Raw genomic sequence first — 15151 nt, 5'->3', positions numbered from 1 at the left:
AATTCTCGAACACCGTACGCGAAAGGGGCCGGGTGCGATGCACCCGGCCCCTTCGGCTATTCGGTGGAGTCCGGGGGAGTGGCCGGTAGGCCCTCGCTGCGCCGGAGCTTCTCGGCCATCGCGGTCAGTAGTTCCTGGGACTCGGAGGACAGGTCGAATGCCCGGGCCGAGAGCCGGCGCAGTCCGTAACCCCGAAGCTGCGCAAGCAATTCCAAGTCGTGGTCGATGCGCGCTGCGTAGATGTCGTCGAAGAAGTAGTCGGACTTGACCTTGAAGAACTGCGCGAGCGCCGCGACCGTCTCCGGTGACGGGTTGGTCCGCTGGCCGTTGCGCAGCTGCGAGATGTATGGCTTCGAAATTCGATGCCCGGCCGCATTGAGTGACTCGGCAACCTCGGTGTTTGTGTGCGGTTTCCGTCCGGCCGGGTGCACGGTCTCGAAGAGTTTGTTCAGTCGAGATGCGAAGTCTGACTCCATTGCCGTGGTCCCCGGTCCCTTCGTGAGTGCGACCTCTGACCGAGGGCGCATCGTTCGTACATATAAGGGTAACCGATTGGTAGCCGACTGGACATCGGAAAAGGCACGGTTCTCGTTACATGAGAACCGTGCCTTTTCTTGTTACATACCAGATGTTGAGATTCGAACTACCGCACGCGGTGCCGTAGTTCGCGGCTTGCCGCTTCGCTACCGCGCGAAGAGCAGCGCGCGCTTGACTTCCTGGATCGCCTTCGTCACCTGGATGCCGCGGGGGCACGCGTCGGTGCAGTTGAAGGTCGTGCGGCAGCGCCACACGCCTTCCTTGTCGTTCAGGATGTCCAGACGCTCGGCGGCGCCCTCGTCACGGCTGTCGAAGATGAACCGGTGTGCGTTCACGATCGCGGCCGGGCCGAAGTAGCTTCCGTCGCTCCAGTACACCGGGCACGAGGTGGTGCAGCACGCGCACAGGATGCACTTGGTGGTGTCGTCGAACCGGGCGCGGTCGGCCTGCGACTGGATCCGCTCGCGGGTCGGCTCGTTTCCGGTGGTCATGAGGAACGGCTTCACGGCGCGGAACGCGTCGAAGAACGGCTCCATGTCGACCACCAGGTCCTTCTCCACCGGCAGACCCTTGATCGGCTCGATGGTGATGGTGACCGGCTTGCCGTCCTTGGGCAGCATGTCCTTCATCAGGATCTTGCAGGCCAGGCGGTTGACACCGTTGATCCGCATCGCGTCCGAGCCGCACACGCCGTGTGCGCAGGAGCGACGGAACGTCAGGGTGCCGTCCAGGTAGCCCTTCACGTACAGCAGCAGGTTCAGCATGCGGTCGGTCGGCAGGGCCGGGACCTGGAAGCTCTCCCAGCGCTGGCCCTCGCCGTCCTCCGGGTTGAACCGGGCGATCTTGAGGGTGACCATGACGGCGCCCTCGGGCACGGGCGGCAGGGCGGGTGCGTCTTTGTCTACAACGGGTGCGGACATCAGTACTTACGCTCCATCGGCTCGTAGCGGGTCTGGACTACCGGCTTGTAGTCGAGACGGATGTCGGAGAGCAGGCCGTCGCCCTCCTTGTATGCCATCGTGTGCTGCATGTACTCGGCGTCGTTGCGATCCGGGAAGTCCTCGCGGGCATGGCCGCCACGCGATTCCTTGCGGTTGAGCGCGCCGACGACCGTGACCTCGGCCATCTCCAGCAGGAAGCCGAGCTCGACGGCCTCGAGCAGGTCGCTGTTGTAGCGCTTGCCCTTGTCCTGCACGGTGATGTGGTTGTACCGCTCCTTGAGGGCGCGGACGTCCTTGAGCGCGTTGGTCAGCGTGGTCTCGGTGCGGAACACGGACGCGTTGTTGTCCATGGTCTGCTGCAGCTCGGTGCGGATGTCCGCGACGCGCTCGTGACCGTGGTCGGAGAGGATGACCTCGAGCCACTCCTCGACCATCTTCGCCGGGTTCTCCGGCAGCGGCACGAAGTCGGTGTTCTCGGCGTGCTCCGCGGCGGCGATGCCGGCGCGGCGACCGAAGACGTTGATGTCGAGCAGCGAGTTGGTGCCGAGACGGTTCGCGCCGTGCACGGAGACGCAGGCGCACTCGCCGGCGGCGTACAGGCCGGGGACGATGTCCTCGTTGTTGCGCAGCACCTCACCGCGGATCTTGGTGGGGATGCCGCCCATCACGTAGTGGCAGGTGGGGTACACGGGGACCAGCTCGGTGACCGGGTCGACACCCAGGTAGGTACGCGCGAACTCGGTGATGTCGGGGAGCTTCTCCTCGAGCACCTCCTCGCCGAGGTGGGTCACGTCGATGTAGACGTAGTCCTTGTTCGGGCCGGCGCCGCGGCCCTCGAGCACCTCGAGCACCATGGACCGAGCCACGATGTCGCGGGGCGCGAGGTCCTTGATGGTGGGGGCGTAGCGCTCCATGAACCGCTCGCCGTCGGCGTTGCGGAGGATGCCGCCCTCGCCGCGCACGGCCTCCGAGATCAGGATGCCGAGGCCGGCGAGTCCTGTCGGGTGGAACTGGTGGAACTCCATGTCCTCCAGGGGCAGGCCCTTGCGGAAGATGATGCCCATGCCGTCGCCGGTGAGGGTGTGGGCGTTGGACGTCGTCTTGTACATCCGGCCCGAGCCGCCGGTGGCGAACACGATGGACTTCGCGTGGAAGACGTGGATCTCGCCGGTGGAGAGCTCGTAGGCGATGACACCGGTCGCGACCGGGCCGTCCTCGGTCTCGGTCAGCGCCAGGTCGAGGGCGTAGAACTCGTTGAAGAACTCGACGTCGTGCTTGACGCAGTTCTGGTAGAGCGTCTGCAGGATCATGTGACCGGTGCGGTCCGCGGCGTAGCAGGCCCGGCGGACCGGGGCCTTGCCGTGGTCGCGGGTGTGACCACCGAAACGACGCTGGTCGATCTTGCCCTCGGGGGTGCGGTTGAAGGGAAGACCCATCTTCTCCAGGTCCAGCACCGCGTCGATGGCCTCCTTGGCCATGATCTCGACGGCGTCCTGGTCGGCGAGGTAGTCGCCGCCCTTGACGGTGTCGAAGGTGTGCCACTCCCAGTTGTCTTCCTCCACGTTCGCCAGTGCGGCGCACATGCCGCCCTGGGCCGCGCCGGTGTGGCTACGGGTGGGGTAGAGCTTGGTCAGGACCGCGGTGCGGGCGCGGGGGCCGGACTCGATGGCTGCGCGCATCCCGGCGCCGCCGGCGCCGACGATGACGACGTCGTAACGATGTTCCTGCATGAAGTTTCTGCTCCCCTAGGCCGTGATGTTGGGGTCGAAGGTGAAGATGACGTAGGTGCCGAGAGCCATGATCAGGATCATGGACACCACAAGGATCGTGTTCAGCCAGAAGCGCGTCGAGTCCTTGCGCGAGTAGTCCGCGATCACCGTGCGCAGTCCGTTACCGCCGTGCAGCTGGGCGAGCCAGAGCATGGACAGGTCCCACATCTGCCAGAACGGGCTGGACCAGCGGCCGGCCACGAACGCGAAGTTGATCCGGTGCACACCCTCGTCGACCATCAGCATGATGAACAGGTGGCCGAGGACCAGCACGATCAGCGCGAGACCGGACAGGCGCATGAACAACCAGGCGTAGAGCTCGAAGTTGTTCTTGGACTCGCGACGCGGCGAGCGCGGGCTGTCCAGGCTGGCGGGACGGTCGTAGGACGTGCCGAGTGATTTGGCTTCAGTCATGTCAGTGCCCCGCAAACATGTTGTAGAAGATGCGCGCCGCGCCGGGAATCATGACCACGAACCAGATCGCGATGATGATCCAGAGCATCGGGCGCTGGTACTGCGGACCCTTCGACCAGAAGTCGACGAGCATCACGCGGACGCCGTTGAGCGCGTGGTAGAGCACCATCGCGACCAGGGCGAGCTCCATGAGCCCGACGAGCGGGTTCTTGTAGGTCTCGATGACCTTGTCGTAGGTGTCCGGATTGACTCGCACCAGCGCGGTGTCGAGCACGTGGACAAAGAGAAAGAAGAATGTCGCGACGCCCGTGATCCGGTGTAGAACCCAAGACCACATTCCGGGGTCGCCCCGGTATAGCGACCGTGTGCGCTCCTTTGCCGGAGCGGCTTCAGTCGTGCTACTCATCGAGTGCTGTGCCTCCAACGTCATTGATGGACGCGTCGCACCCCTAGTGGCTGTTTCTGGGGACGACCCTGGAGTTTTCAGCCTTGGCGCGACGAGAACCTGAACCGACTCCCTGCACTGTAATCCTCTGCCAATGTGGGAACTAATTTGACGGGCGGTTCGTACGAGCGAATCGGACGCATCTTAGGTTTGCCTGCCCGAAGGTTCTGGGGCCGCCCGGGCGATCTTCTGCATCCATTCAGTTGGCGTGCCAGGATGGTCAACCGTGACGGAAATCGACTGGAATGCGTTGCGGTACAAGGCGGATCAGGCGATGGGGGGTGCCTATGCGCCCTATTCGCGGTTCCCGGTGGGGGCGGCGGCACTGGTCGACGACGGCCGAATTGTGGTCGGGTGCAATGTGGAAAATGTCTCATACGGCCTGAGCCTGTGCGCCGAATGTGGACTCGTCAGTAACTTGCACACTACCGGTGGCGGACGGCTACGGGCGTTCACCTGCCGGGACGCCTCGGGCCACATCCTGATGCCGTGCGGCAGGTGCCGGCAGTTGCTGCTCGAGCACGGCGGATCCGCGCTGTTGGTCGACACCCCCACGGGCGCTGTATCTCTCGCGGATCTGCTGCCCTCGGCGTTCGGCCCGGAGGACCTCGGCCGGGTACGGGGGCCGCAGTCGTGATCGACGCGATCTCGGTCATCACCGCCAAACGCGACGGCCGCGAGCTCACCGACCGGCAGATCGACTGGCTGATCGACGCCTACACCCGCGGCGAGGTCGCGGACGAGCAGATGTCGGCCCTGGCCATGGCCATCGTCTTCCGTGGGCTGTCCCGTGCCGAGACCGCCCGCTGGACTGCGGCCATGATCGCCTCCGGACGGCGGATGGACCTGTCCTCGCTGTCCTTGCCCACCGTCGACAAACACTCCACCGGCGGAGTGGGGGACAAGATCACCCTGCCGCTCGCCCCGTTGGTAGCCGCCTGTGGCGCCGCGGTGCCGCAACTCTCCGGCCGGGGCCTCGGCCACACCGGTGGCACGCTCGACAAGCTCGAGTCGATCCCCGGCTGGCGGGCCGAGCTGACGGGCGGGGAGATCCTCGAAATTCTCGCGAATCCCGAGGTCGGGGCCGTAGTCTGCGCCGCCGGGGAGGGCCTGGCGCCCGCGGACCGGAAGCTCTACGCGCTGCGCGACGTCACCGGCACCGTCGAGTCCGTCCCGCTGCTGGCCAGCTCGATCATGAGCAAGAAGATCGCCGAGGGTGCCGGGGCGCTGGTCCTGGACGTGAAGGTGGGGGCGGGAGCCTTCATGAAGACGCTGGCGGGGGCCCGGGAACTCGCCACCGTGATGGTCGAGCTCGGCGTGGACGCCGGGATGCGCACCGTTGCGCTGCTCACCGCGATGGACAACCCGCTCGGGTACACCGCGGGCAACGCGCTCGAGGTGGCCGAGTCGGTGGAGGTGCTCGCGGGCGGCGGGCCGTCCGACGTGGTGGAGCTGACCCTGACCCTGGCCGAGGAGATGCTCGCCGCGGCCGGCCTGCATGCGGCCGACCCGGCGGCGGCGCTGCTCGACGGGCGGGCGATGGACCGCTGGCGGGCGATGGTGCGGGCCCAGGGCGGCGACCCGGCCGCGCCGCTGCCGCGTGCACGGGAGAGCGAGGTGGTGTCCGCGACCTGCTCCGGCGTCGTGACCGGGCTGGATGCGATGGCCGTCGGGATCGCGGCCCGGCTGCTCGGGGCAGGCCGGCTGCGTCAGGGCGAACCCGTGCAGGCCGGCGCCGGCGTGCGCTGGCACGTCCGGCCGGGCGACCCGGTGCGGGTGGGGCAGCCGCTGTTGACCCTGTACACCGACGATCCGTCACGGTTCGGGGCCGCGCGCACCGCGTTGGACGGGGCCTGCTCGGTCGGCGACACGTACGTTCCGGCGCCACTGGTCATCGAACGGATCGGACCCGAGCGCGCTAGCGTCGGGTCATGAGCACCTTTCCGCTCGACCTTCCCTCACTGCGCACGGCGCCGAAGGCACTGCTGCACGATCACCTCGACGGCGGGCTGCGTCCGGCGACTGTGCTCGAACTCGCGCACGACTGCGGGTACGACGGTCTGCCGGCGGACGACGCCGCGAGCCTCGCCGGGTGGTTCGCCGACGCCGCGGGCAGCGGTTCGCTCGTGCGCTACCTGGAGACCTTCGAGCACACCGTCGCGGTCATGCAGACCCCGGCGGGTCTGGCGCGGGTGGCGCGGGAGTGCGCGCTCGACCTGGCCGCGGACTCGGTGGTCTACGCGGAGGTCCGGTTCGCGCCGGAGCAGCACCTCGAGCGGGGACTCACCCTCGACGAGGTGGTGCACCACACCCTGACGGGCTTCGACGAGGGCGTCGCGATGGCCCGGGACCTCGGCAAGGAGATCCGGATCGGGTGCCTGCTCACCGCGATGCGGCACGCGGCCCGGTCCCGGGAGATCGCGGAGTTGGCGGTGCGGTTCCGGGACCGCGGCGTGGTGGGATTCGACATCGCGGGCGCCGAGGCCGGGCACCCGCCGAGCCGGCACCTCGACGCATTCGAGCACATGCGGGCGAACAACGCGCACTTCACAATTCACGCGGGTGAGGCGTTCGGGCTGCCGTCGATTCACGAGGCCATCGCGTTCTGCGGCGCGGACCGGCTCGGTCACGGGGTGCGGATCACCGACGACATCACGGTCTCGTCGGACGGCGCCGCGAGCCTGGGTCGGCTCGCGAACTACGTGCGGGACAAGAGGATTCCGCTGGAACTGTGCCCGAGTTCGAACGTCCAGACCGGGGCGGTGGCGAGTCTCGAGAAGCACCCGTTCGACCTGCTGGCCCGGCTGCGCTTCCGGGTCACCGTCAACACCGACAACCGGTTGATGAGCGCGACCAGCATGAGCGAGGAGATGCTCAAGCTGGTCCAGACGTTCGGCTACGGATGGTCCGACCTGGAACGGTTCACCATCAACGCCATCAAGTCGGCGTTCATCCCGTTCCCGGACCGGCTGCGGCTGATCGACGAGGTGGTCAAGCCGGGCTACGCGGTGCTGATCGGCTGACCGGTGTCGAGGCCGGCCGCCGATCGGCCGGTCAGTCGGTGCGCAGCCGGGCCTCGAACTCGCGCTCGAGGGCGCGCCAGGCCTCGGACTCCGCGTGGTACGGCGCGGACGGCGCCAGCCGGGTGGGGTCCGGGTTGAGGGTGTACGAGACGTACCAGCCCAACGGGGTGGAGGCGGCGAGCGCAGCCTCGGTGCTCGGGTCCTTCGCGTACTCCGCGGCGTCGGTGAACAACTCGACCGCCAGGTCGAGCTGGTCGACGTCCACGGCCTGCGGACCCGCGGCCAGGTCGTCGACCAGGCCGGGGAGCACGTAGATGTTCTCGTCGGTCACCTCGACCTCGAGTGCGCCGTCGACGGCCGCGGCCTGCACGTCCGAGTAGGTGCTCACCCTCGCGAGGTCGTGGTCGTGGTTGTCGGCGAGGTACCGGGCCAGTGCGCGCTCCGAGGTGAACACCTGGATCCGCCCGGCCCGGCCGAGGAAGACCGGCTCGTCGCCGAGATAGCAGCGCAGGGTGTAGTAGGTCTCCGCGGCGGTGATGATCTTGATCGGGTCGATGCCGACCGAAGTCCAGAACGTTTCCTCTGCCGCCGCAAGGGCAATCGGATCCGTGGTGTCGTCGTCGAGGTCGAGCGTCATGAACTCGAGGTCCTCGTCGGACTCGTCGTCGCCCGCCGCGTCGTCGGCGTCGACGGTGTTCTCCTCGGCGGCCAGGATCTCTGCCTCGGCCTCCGCGACCGCGGCTGCGTCGACCGCCGGCGTGGCGACCACGGCGTCGATCGCGTCCAGCACGTCGTCCCAGCCGTCGGCCAGGGCGGCGCCGACCTTCGCCCACAGCTGCTCGCCCTCACGGTCCTCGAACGTGCCGGGCGCGCCCGGCAGCGCACCGAGGAGGGGGTGCGAGCTGAAGAACCGGGTGACGACGTCGAGGTCGCAGACGTCCCCGAGGCTCTGGGCCATCTCGAGGGTCTCCGCGAGCTTGGTCAGGACGTCCGGGTCCGGATCCTCGGCCGCCAGTTCCGGCGCCCCGATCAGGTCGTAGACGTTCGCCTCGTCCGGCTCGAGTTCGGCGGCGGAGAGCGCGACGACCGTCGCCCACGACGGATGCTCGACCAGGTCGTGCTCCGAGTTGCCGCGGACGAACGCGGCGAGTTCGGCGGCCGACTCGAACGCGTAGAGGTTCTCCTCGTGACCGAGGAACGCTTCCCACTCGTCGTCGCCCTCCCGCCAGCGCGGAGCCCACAGAGTAACGAGGTCTCCGTCGGTCAGACCGAGCTGGATCGGGACGATGTCTCCTGCCATGGCGGGAAGCCTAGTAGGTGAACACGTCGTGAAGCGATGCCAGGATCCGATCTCGTTGCGTGGAGACCACATCCGCGGCGCTGGCAGCGGTCTCCGTGACGGCCCGGCCCAGGTCAGTGGCGTCGACTCGGTCGAGGGACTCGGAGATCCACAGCCCCGTCATGCCGCCGTTCTCGTCCACCTCGACGCTCACCACGCCGGAGCCGTGGGTGACCCGGGCCCGCAGGCCGCCCAGCAGGTGCAGCGCCGTCTCCAGTGATTCGAGCCGGGTGGCGGCAGCGGACACGACCCGGTCCATCTCGACCCCGCTCACAACGGCCGCAGCCAACTGGTCGGGGCGGGCCGGTCGGCGTCCGCGGTGCGCTCGGCCTCGGCCAGTGCGGCGCGGGTGGGCAGGCCGAGGGCGTCGAGGACGTCGGGGGGCACGCCGGCGTCGGCGAGTTCGATACGCCGCCGGGCCCTCGCCTCGGCGGTGGCGAGGCGGCCGACCTCGAGGATGGTCGCGGCGAGGTGGCCGCCGCCGTACCGTAGTTCGCGGGGGTCGAGGCGTACCTCCAGCGGCAGGCCGCGGTCGCTGCAGCGCACCGTGACGGTGCCGGCCGGGTTGTGCGCCGTCGCCGTCGCGACGTCGGACCGCAGGAGCGGAGCCTGCGGAGCGACCGGAGGCTGCGGAGCGACCGGCGACTGGTCGGCGCTCACGTCGTGGGCCGGTAGAAGCCGTGGAAGCCCATGCCGATGTTCTCGGTACGCACGGAACTGACCTGCACCGGGTCTCCTGCCTCGACCATCTGACCGCCGCCGATCACCATCGCCACGTGCCCGTCCCACACGGCGAGGTCACCGGGCATCAGCTCGGACTGGTCGACCGCGATCCCGATGTCCTGTTCCTGCGCGAGCCGGGGCAGTTGCACCCCGGCCTCGCCGTATGCCCACTGGGTCAGGCCGGAGCAGTCCAGACCCTGCCCCGGGGTGGTGCCGCCCCACACGTACGGCACCCCCTGCTGGCTCAGCGCGTTGCGCACGGCGTCGGCGGCCTGCTGGTTCGGGGCCATCGCCGTGGTGCCGTCCGGCAGGAACACCTCGACGCTGCCGCCGCTGCTGCCCGCGGACCCGCTGCCAGAGCTGCTGAAATCGGAGCCGCCGAAACCTGGGCCGCCGTAACCCGAACCGGTCGCACCCGGGCGCCCCGGACCGGCGACCCGGCCACCGGACCTCGCGGGCATCGGGGCGCCGCCGGCGAATCCCGGGTAGGCGTCACCGGGGGCGGCGGCCGCGTTCGCGAAGCTGCGCCCGAAGCCGCTGAACGCGTCACCGCGCTGCTGCAGGCCGGCGGTGTCCACCGTGGGGCCGGCGCCGGACGGCCGGACCGCGGCCGTGACGGCGCCGGGATCGGCCGGGTCCACGCCCGGCTCGGGGGTGGTCAGCGCGGTCATCGCCCCGGTGTGTGCGGTCAGTTCCGCCCGCACACGCGCGACCACGGCGAGGCCGCGGGAGAGGTGGTCGAGCGCGGCCGCGATGATCATCACCTGGCCGGCGGGCGTGGCGAGCGCCGGACCGGCGGCCGTCGTCACCGACACGAACGACTGCACCACGGCCTCGAGTTCGGCGACACCGGTGTTCACGTCCTGCGACGCCGCGGTGAGGACCGTGGCGATCTCCTGGCCGCGGTCCGAGAGCTGCACCTGCTGCACCTGCGTCTGCTCGGCCTTCGCCGCCGCGGCCTCCGCGGCGGCGCCCGACCACACGCCGCCGAGTTCGGCGAGGCCACGACTGGCGACGGCGTAGGCGGCGTCGAGCGCCACCGAGGCGACCCGCAGCGCGTCCGCCGGGCCGTCGGGCGGCATCACCCCGGTGCCGAAGGTCTCGAGCAGTTCGAGCAGGGGCCGGGCCAGGACGTCGACGCCGAGCATGCTCAGGCCTCCAGCCCGGCGCCGGTGGCGCGCAGCGCGGCCGCGACGCCCTGGTCGGCTGCGTCGTACGCATCGGCGGTGGCCGATGCGGCGCCGCCCATGCCGTCGAGGACCCCGGCCAGCGCGCCGAGCGCGCGCACGTGTCCGCCCTGCGCGGCCGCGAAGGCCGCCACGAAGTCGGCGCCGATCAGGCCGAATGCCGGACCGAGCAGGGCCGGTCCGGCCGCCGCGGCCCCCACCGCTGCGCCCTGCACCCGTGTGGCCATCGCTCCCGCCGCGGCGCCGAAGCCGCGGATGCCGTCCGTCGTCGCCGAAAACTCGTTCATCTCGGTTCCCCCCGGGCTGAATGAAGTGTCCTGTCACCGGGTTGGACGCTTCCTGCCCCGCACCGGTTCCCCTCGGCGCATATTGTTGGCGGTATGGAGACGCAACTCGTCGATCATCCGCTGGCGGCCGCGCTGTTGACCACGATGCGTGACGCCCGCAGCGACAACCCCACCTTCCGGTCCGCGCTGCGTCAGCTCACCCAGATGCTCATCTACGAGGCCATCCGGGACGCCGAGATCGAGGACTTCGACGTGCAGACCCCGGTGGCGACGACCCGCGGGGTGCGGTTGGCCAAGCCGCCGCTGCTGGTGCCGGTGCTCCGCGCCGGACTCGGCATGGTCGAGCAGGCCAGTTCGCTGATCCCGCAGTCGCAGGTCGGGTTCGTCGGCATGGCCCGCGACGAGCAGACCCACGAGCCGGTGCCGTACCTCGAGTCGCTGCCGGACGACCTGTCCGGTATCCCGGTCTACGTCCTGGACCCGATGCTGGCCACCGGTGGTTCCATGGTGCACACCATCGAACTGCTCGTTGCCCGCGGAGCCACCGACATCACCGCGGTCTGCGTGGTCACCGCCCCGCAGGGTGTTGCGGCGCTGGAGAACTCGGGGTTCCCGGTCCGGTTGGTCGCCGCCGCCGTCGACGAGGGCCTGAACGAGGACGCGTTCATCGTCCCCGGGCTCGGCGATGCCGGGGACCGGCAGTTCGGCCCCCGTTGGATCTGAGGTCCTTCACCGCTCAGCGTGACCAGTACTCGATCGCGGGCTCCTGCGAGAGGGCGTTCCCCCAGCGGCTGACGGTCAGCCCGTTCGGGGACACGAAGTAGGCGTAGCTGCCGGTGCGCGCGACGAAGCCGTCGCCGGCGGCCGCCGCGCCGCCCACCTCGAGCGGGGCGCCGTCGCGCAGTCGCAGCGCCCGGTAGTAGCGACCACCGTCGTCGGCCTCGCAGATCACCGCGCGCGACTTCTCGGTCCGCACCACGGCCACCGCGGGATGGCCGGACCGGCAACTGGCGGCCGCGGACCCGAGGAAGCCCTGCGCGTCGGTGCCGTCCACCGTGGGTGCCGCGAGGGCCGGGGCGGGCTGTGCGTCGACGGCCGGCGCCGGGGGCTCGGCCGGAGGTGCCGGCGGCAGGGGAGCCGCGGGCACCGTGATGTAGACGGTGCTCGGCGGTGCGGCGACGACCGGGGAAACCGCGACGGTGGCCCGCTCCGGGGCGGGCATCCAGATCATGGCTGCCGCGACGATCCCGGCCGCCGCGAGCAGGCCCACGGCGAACGCCGCGATCAGCATCGGCGCCTTGTGATGCCGGGGCGCGGGCGGATGCGGGGGGTCGGGGTGCACTGCCGCGTCGAGCAGCATCGGGTCCTCGTTCATCGCCACGAAGTGTAGGGACCAGTCACAACCCGAGGGCGACTTCGGTCAGCGCACGCAGGCGGGCGGCGGCGCCGGCGCGGCCGCGCGGCAGGTCGGCGTGGTTCGAGACCGCTTCGACGACCTCGAGATAGCACTTGACCTTCGGCTCGGTTCCCGACGGGCGCACCACCATTCGGGTGCGGCTGCCCTGCAGCACCACCGCGTCGGTCCGCGCCTGGCCCCGCCGGTCGAGGAGGTCGTCGGCGGTCACCGCGTCGCCGGCCAGTTCGGTCGGTGGTGCCGCCCGGAATCGCTCCATCATCGCGGTGATCTCTTCGAGCCGCTCGACCCGGTGCGAGACCGCCGCGGTGGCGTGCACCCCGAACTGCACGGCGAGTGCGTCCAGCCTGTCGAGCAGGGTGTGGCCCTGGACCTTCCAGCCGGCCGCGATGTCGGCGACGACCACCGCCGCGGAGATGCCGTCCTTGTCGCGCACCGCGTCGGGGTCGACGCAGTGCCCGATCGCCTCCTCGTAGGCGTACACCAGGCCTGGCCCCGAGCGCACCAGCCACTTGAACCCGGTCAACGTCTGCGCGAACCGAGCGCCGTGGGCCGCCGCGATCTTCGACAGCAGTTGAGACGACACGATGGTGGTGGCGACGAGGGGGTTCGAGCCGGGGTCCTGCACGCCGATCAGGTACTGGCCCAGCAGGGCGCCGGTCTCGTCGCCGGAGAGCATCCGCCAGCCGTCGGGCCCGGGCACGCCGACCGCACACCTGTCGGCGTCGGGGTCGAGCGCGATCGCGAGGTCCGCGTCCACCCGCTCCGCCAGTGCGAGCAGCGCATCGGTGGCCCCCGGTTCCTCGGGGTTCGGGAAGTCGACGGTGGGGAAGTCCGGGTCCGGCTCGAATTGTTCTGTGACGGTGTGCAGGTCGGTGTATCCGGCCGCGGTGAGCGCGGCGACCACGGTCTCGCCGCCCACCCCGTGCAACGGCGTCAGGGCGATTCGCAGTCGTCGCGCCGTGCCGCGGGGGAGCGACGCCACCCGGGCGAGATACTCGGTGAGCAGCGCGTCGTCGGCGGGTTCGACCGGCAGGCGAGGCACCTCCGAAGCGGGACCGATCGACGCGACGGCGCCCTCGATCTCCCGGTCGGCCGGCGAGACCAGTTGCGCCCCGCCGCCGAGGTACACCTTGTACCCGTTGTCGGTCGCCGGGTTGTGCGACGCCGTGATCTGCACCCCGGCCTGCGCGCCGAGGCGACGGACCGCGAAGGCCAGCACCGGTGTGGGCAGCGGCCGGGGCAGCAGGACCACGGAGAAGTCGGCAGCCGCGAGCACCTCCGCCGCGGCCTCTGCGAACTCCGCGGACCCGTGGCGGGCATCGCGCCCGACCACCACGACGCTGCCGCCGAGGCAGCGGCCCTGCAGCCATGCGGCCAGGCCGGCGGTGGTGCGGGTGACGGTCTCGACGTTCATCCCACCGGGCCCGGGGCGCAGCGGGCCGCGCAGCCCGGCGGTGCCGAAGGCCAGCGGGGCCTCGTCGGTCGGTGCGGCCTCGTCGGTCACAGTGCGGCCACCACGGATCGCAGCAGGGCGCCGACCGCCGCCGCTGAGGCGGCGCCCGCCGCGAGCACCTCGGTGTGGTCGGGCGGTTGGCCGGTGATCCCGGCGGCCATGTTGGTCACCAGGGACAGGCCCAGCACCCGGGCGCCGACCGCGCGGGCGGCGATCGTCTCGTGGACCGTCGACATGCCGACCAGGTCCGCACCCAGGGTGCGCAGCATCCGGATCTCGGCGGGCGTCTCGTAGTGCGGTCCGGGCAGGCCCGCGTACACGCCCTCGGTGAGGGAGGGGTCGACGCGGCGGGCCAGCGCCCGTAGGCCGGGGGAGTAGGCGTCGACCATGTTCACGAACTCGGCGCCCGTCAGCGGCGACCGGCCGGTCAGGTTGAGGTGGTCGGCGATCAGCACCGGCTGCCCGACCTCCAGGTCCGGCCGGATCCCGCCGGCGGCATTGGTCAGGATCACCGTGCCCGCGCCCGCCGCGCAGGCGGTGCGCACCGGGTGCACCACCCGGGACAGGTCGTGGCCCTCGTAGGCGTGGGTGCGCCCGAGCAGGAGCAACACGGGGGTGTCGCCGACGCGGACCGAGCGGATCTGGCCGGTGTGCCCGGCCGCGGACGGCGCGGCGAAGCCCGGCAGTTCCGCCATCGGCACCGTGGCGACCGGTTCGCCGAACGCGTCGGCGGCCTCCTGCCAGCCGGATCCGAGCACGATCGCGATGTCGTGCCTCGGGGCTCCGGTGCGTTCGCCGATGACGCGCGCGGCCTGCTGTTCGAGATTGCCCATGACCGGACACAGTACTGACGACACGGGAAGTTACCCGTAGGTAGTATTCGGCCATGCCTTATCTCGAGCGCGACGGTGACGTCTTCATCCTGTACCTCGGCAACGCAGGTCAGACCGACAGCGAGAACCGTTTCCACCCCGACTGGATCGACGCCGTGCACGCCCGCCTCGACGAGGTCGAGGCCCACGAGGGTCCCGCGGCGTTGGTCACCACCGCCACCGGCAAGTTCTTCACCAACGGTCTCGACACCGACTGGCTGTTCGGGAACCTCGACAAGGCGCACTGGTACCTGGACCGGGTCCACACCGTGTTCGCGCGGCTGCTCGAGTTCCCGATGACCACGGTCGCGGCCGTGCAGGGCCACGCCTTCGGCGCCGGCGCCATGCTCGCCACCTCCCACGACCAGCGGGTGATGCGCTCGGACCGCGGCTTCTACTGCCTGCCCGAGGCCAACCTGAACATGGGCTTCACGATCGGCATGAACTCGCTGATGACCACGCAGCTGCCGCGCGCGACCGCGGTGGAGGCCATGACCAGCGCCCGCCGCTACGGCGGACCCGACGCGGTCGCCGGCGGCATCGTCCACGAGGCGGTCGAGGGCGACGGGGTCCTGGCGGCAGCGGTGGCCCGGGCCGCGGCGTCGACCAACGTCCGCGGGGACAACCTGGGGCGCATCAAGGCCGGCATCCACGCGCCGATCCTCACCGCGCTCGCCGTTCCCACCGACGCAGGCAACCTCAAGCTCGGCTGAGCCGTCCGGCCCGGCCGAGTCGTCGGCGCGG

The 15151-nt window shown here is 70.3% G+C and carries 18 protein-coding genes; 5 read left to right on the top strand and 13 right to left on the bottom strand.

Annotated elements, in window-relative coordinates; translation table 11 throughout:
• Positions 1 to 56 precede the first annotated feature (56 nt).
• The 5 genes from RT2_RS06420 to sdhC form a co-directional block, all read right to left on the bottom strand.
• On the bottom strand, positions 57 to 476 hold the full coding sequence (locus RT2_RS06420) for a helix-turn-helix domain-containing protein (protein WP_072843700.1): 420 nt from the start codon (positions 474 to 476) through the stop codon (positions 57 to 59).
• A gap of 207 nt (positions 477 to 683) precedes the next feature.
• Entirely contained in the window at positions 684 to 1457 is a 774-nt protein-coding gene (locus RT2_RS06415; protein ID WP_072843699.1) for a succinate dehydrogenase iron-sulfur subunit, read from the bottom strand.
• The gene (gene sdhA, locus RT2_RS06410; protein WP_072843698.1) at positions 1457 to 3208 is read right to left on the bottom strand and encodes a succinate dehydrogenase flavoprotein subunit; all 1752 of its coding nucleotides are present in this window, start codon (positions 3206 to 3208) and stop codon (positions 1457 to 1459) included. The genes RT2_RS06415 and sdhA overlap by 1 nt, the downstream gene beginning before the upstream one ends.
• A 15-nt stretch (positions 3209 to 3223) precedes the next feature.
• A complete protein-coding gene (locus RT2_RS06405; protein ID WP_072843697.1) occupies positions 3224 to 3661 on the bottom strand; it encodes a succinate dehydrogenase hydrophobic membrane anchor subunit in 438 nt (145 codons plus the stop codon).
• Between the two features lies 1 nt (position 3662).
• Positions 3663 to 4067: a succinate dehydrogenase, cytochrome b556 subunit gene (gene sdhC, locus RT2_RS06400; protein WP_072843696.1), complete on the bottom strand. Its 405-nt coding sequence runs from the start codon at positions 4065 to 4067 to the stop codon at positions 3663 to 3665.
• 265 nt (positions 4068 to 4332) lie between these two features.
• Between sdhC and RT2_RS06395 the strand changes: the two genes are divergently transcribed.
• The 3 genes from RT2_RS06395 to RT2_RS06385 are packed head-to-tail and all read left to right on the top strand — an operon-like array spanning position 4333 to position 7129.
• Positions 4333 to 4743: a cytidine deaminase gene (locus tag RT2_RS06395; RefSeq protein ID WP_072843695.1), complete on the top strand. Its 411-nt coding sequence runs from the start codon at positions 4333 to 4335 to the stop codon at positions 4741 to 4743.
• On the top strand, positions 4740 to 6041 hold the full coding sequence (locus RT2_RS06390) for a thymidine phosphorylase (protein ID WP_174556669.1): 1302 nt from the start codon (positions 4740 to 4742) through the stop codon (positions 6039 to 6041). Before RT2_RS06395 ends, RT2_RS06390 begins: the two co-directional genes overlap by 4 nt.
• Complete coding sequence (locus RT2_RS06385; RefSeq protein ID WP_072843694.1) at positions 6038 to 7129, top strand: adenosine deaminase; 1092 nt, start codon at positions 6038 to 6040, stop codon at positions 7127 to 7129. The genes RT2_RS06390 and RT2_RS06385 overlap by 4 nt, the downstream gene beginning before the upstream one ends.
• Before the next feature lie 31 nt (positions 7130 to 7160).
• On the opposite strand, the gene RT2_RS06380 is transcribed toward RT2_RS06385, so the two are convergent.
• Genes RT2_RS06380 through RT2_RS06360 form a run of 5 tightly spaced genes read right to left on the bottom strand, consistent with a single transcriptional unit; the run spans position 7161 to position 10665 of the window.
• Complete coding sequence (locus tag RT2_RS06380; protein ID WP_072843693.1) at positions 7161 to 8429, bottom strand: SatS C-terminal domain-containing protein; 1269 nt, start codon at positions 8427 to 8429, stop codon at positions 7161 to 7163.
• A 10-nt stretch (positions 8430 to 8439) separates the two neighbouring features.
• Entirely contained in the window at positions 8440 to 8715 is a 276-nt protein-coding gene (locus RT2_RS06375; RefSeq protein WP_139191216.1) for a YbaB/EbfC family DNA-binding protein, read from the bottom strand.
• 23 nt (positions 8716 to 8738) lie between these two features.
• Positions 8739 to 9128, bottom strand: a complete 390-nt coding sequence (locus tag RT2_RS06370) for a hypothetical protein (protein WP_245709409.1) — start codon at positions 9126 to 9128, stop codon at positions 8739 to 8741.
• Complete coding sequence (locus tag RT2_RS06365; protein WP_072843691.1) at positions 9125 to 10339, bottom strand: C40 family peptidase; 1215 nt, start codon at positions 10337 to 10339, stop codon at positions 9125 to 9127. Before RT2_RS06365 ends, RT2_RS06370 begins: the two co-directional genes overlap by 4 nt.
• Before the next feature lie 2 nt (positions 10340 to 10341).
• Positions 10342 to 10665, bottom strand: a complete 324-nt coding sequence (locus tag RT2_RS06360) for a type VII secretion target (protein ID WP_072843690.1) — start codon at positions 10663 to 10665, stop codon at positions 10342 to 10344.
• 93 nt (positions 10666 to 10758) lie between these two features.
• Between RT2_RS06360 and upp the strand changes: the two genes are divergently transcribed.
• The gene (upp, locus tag RT2_RS06355; RefSeq protein ID WP_072843689.1) at positions 10759 to 11388 is read left to right on the top strand and encodes a uracil phosphoribosyltransferase; all 630 of its coding nucleotides are present in this window, start codon (positions 10759 to 10761) and stop codon (positions 11386 to 11388) included.
• A gap of 13 nt (positions 11389 to 11401) precedes the next feature.
• On the opposite strand, the gene RT2_RS25750 is transcribed toward upp, so the two are convergent.
• The 3 genes from RT2_RS25750 to RT2_RS06340 are packed head-to-tail and all read right to left on the bottom strand — an operon-like array spanning position 11402 to position 14368.
• Positions 11402 to 12040 (bottom strand): hypothetical protein, encoded by a 639-nt coding sequence (locus RT2_RS25750; protein ID WP_169888177.1) that lies wholly within the window; start codon positions 12038 to 12040, stop codon positions 11402 to 11404.
• Positions 12041 to 12062: 22 nt separating this feature from the next.
• Entirely contained in the window at positions 12063 to 13586 is a 1524-nt protein-coding gene (locus tag RT2_RS06345; protein ID WP_255312515.1) for a phospho-sugar mutase, read from the bottom strand.
• Positions 13583 to 14368 (bottom strand): purine-nucleoside phosphorylase, encoded by a 786-nt coding sequence (locus RT2_RS06340; RefSeq protein WP_072843687.1) that lies wholly within the window; start codon positions 14366 to 14368, stop codon positions 13583 to 13585. Before RT2_RS06340 ends, RT2_RS06345 begins: the two co-directional genes overlap by 4 nt.
• A gap of 53 nt (positions 14369 to 14421) precedes the next feature.
• On the opposite strand from RT2_RS06340, the gene RT2_RS06335 reads away from it, so the two are divergent.
• Positions 14422 to 15120, top strand: a complete 699-nt coding sequence (locus tag RT2_RS06335; RefSeq protein ID WP_072843686.1) for an enoyl-CoA hydratase-related protein — start codon at positions 14422 to 14424, stop codon at positions 15118 to 15120.
• Positions 15121 to 15151: the final 31 nt, after the last annotated feature.

Source organism: Rhodococcus tukisamuensis NBRC 100609, assembly GCF_001894985.1.
In the GTDB taxonomy this organism is placed as follows: domain Bacteria; phylum Actinomycetota; class Actinomycetes; order Mycobacteriales; family Mycobacteriaceae; genus Rhodococcus_G; species Rhodococcus_G tukisamuensis.
Note: the sequence above shows the minus strand (reverse complement) of the source record. Positions and strands in the feature narration are given on the sequence as shown.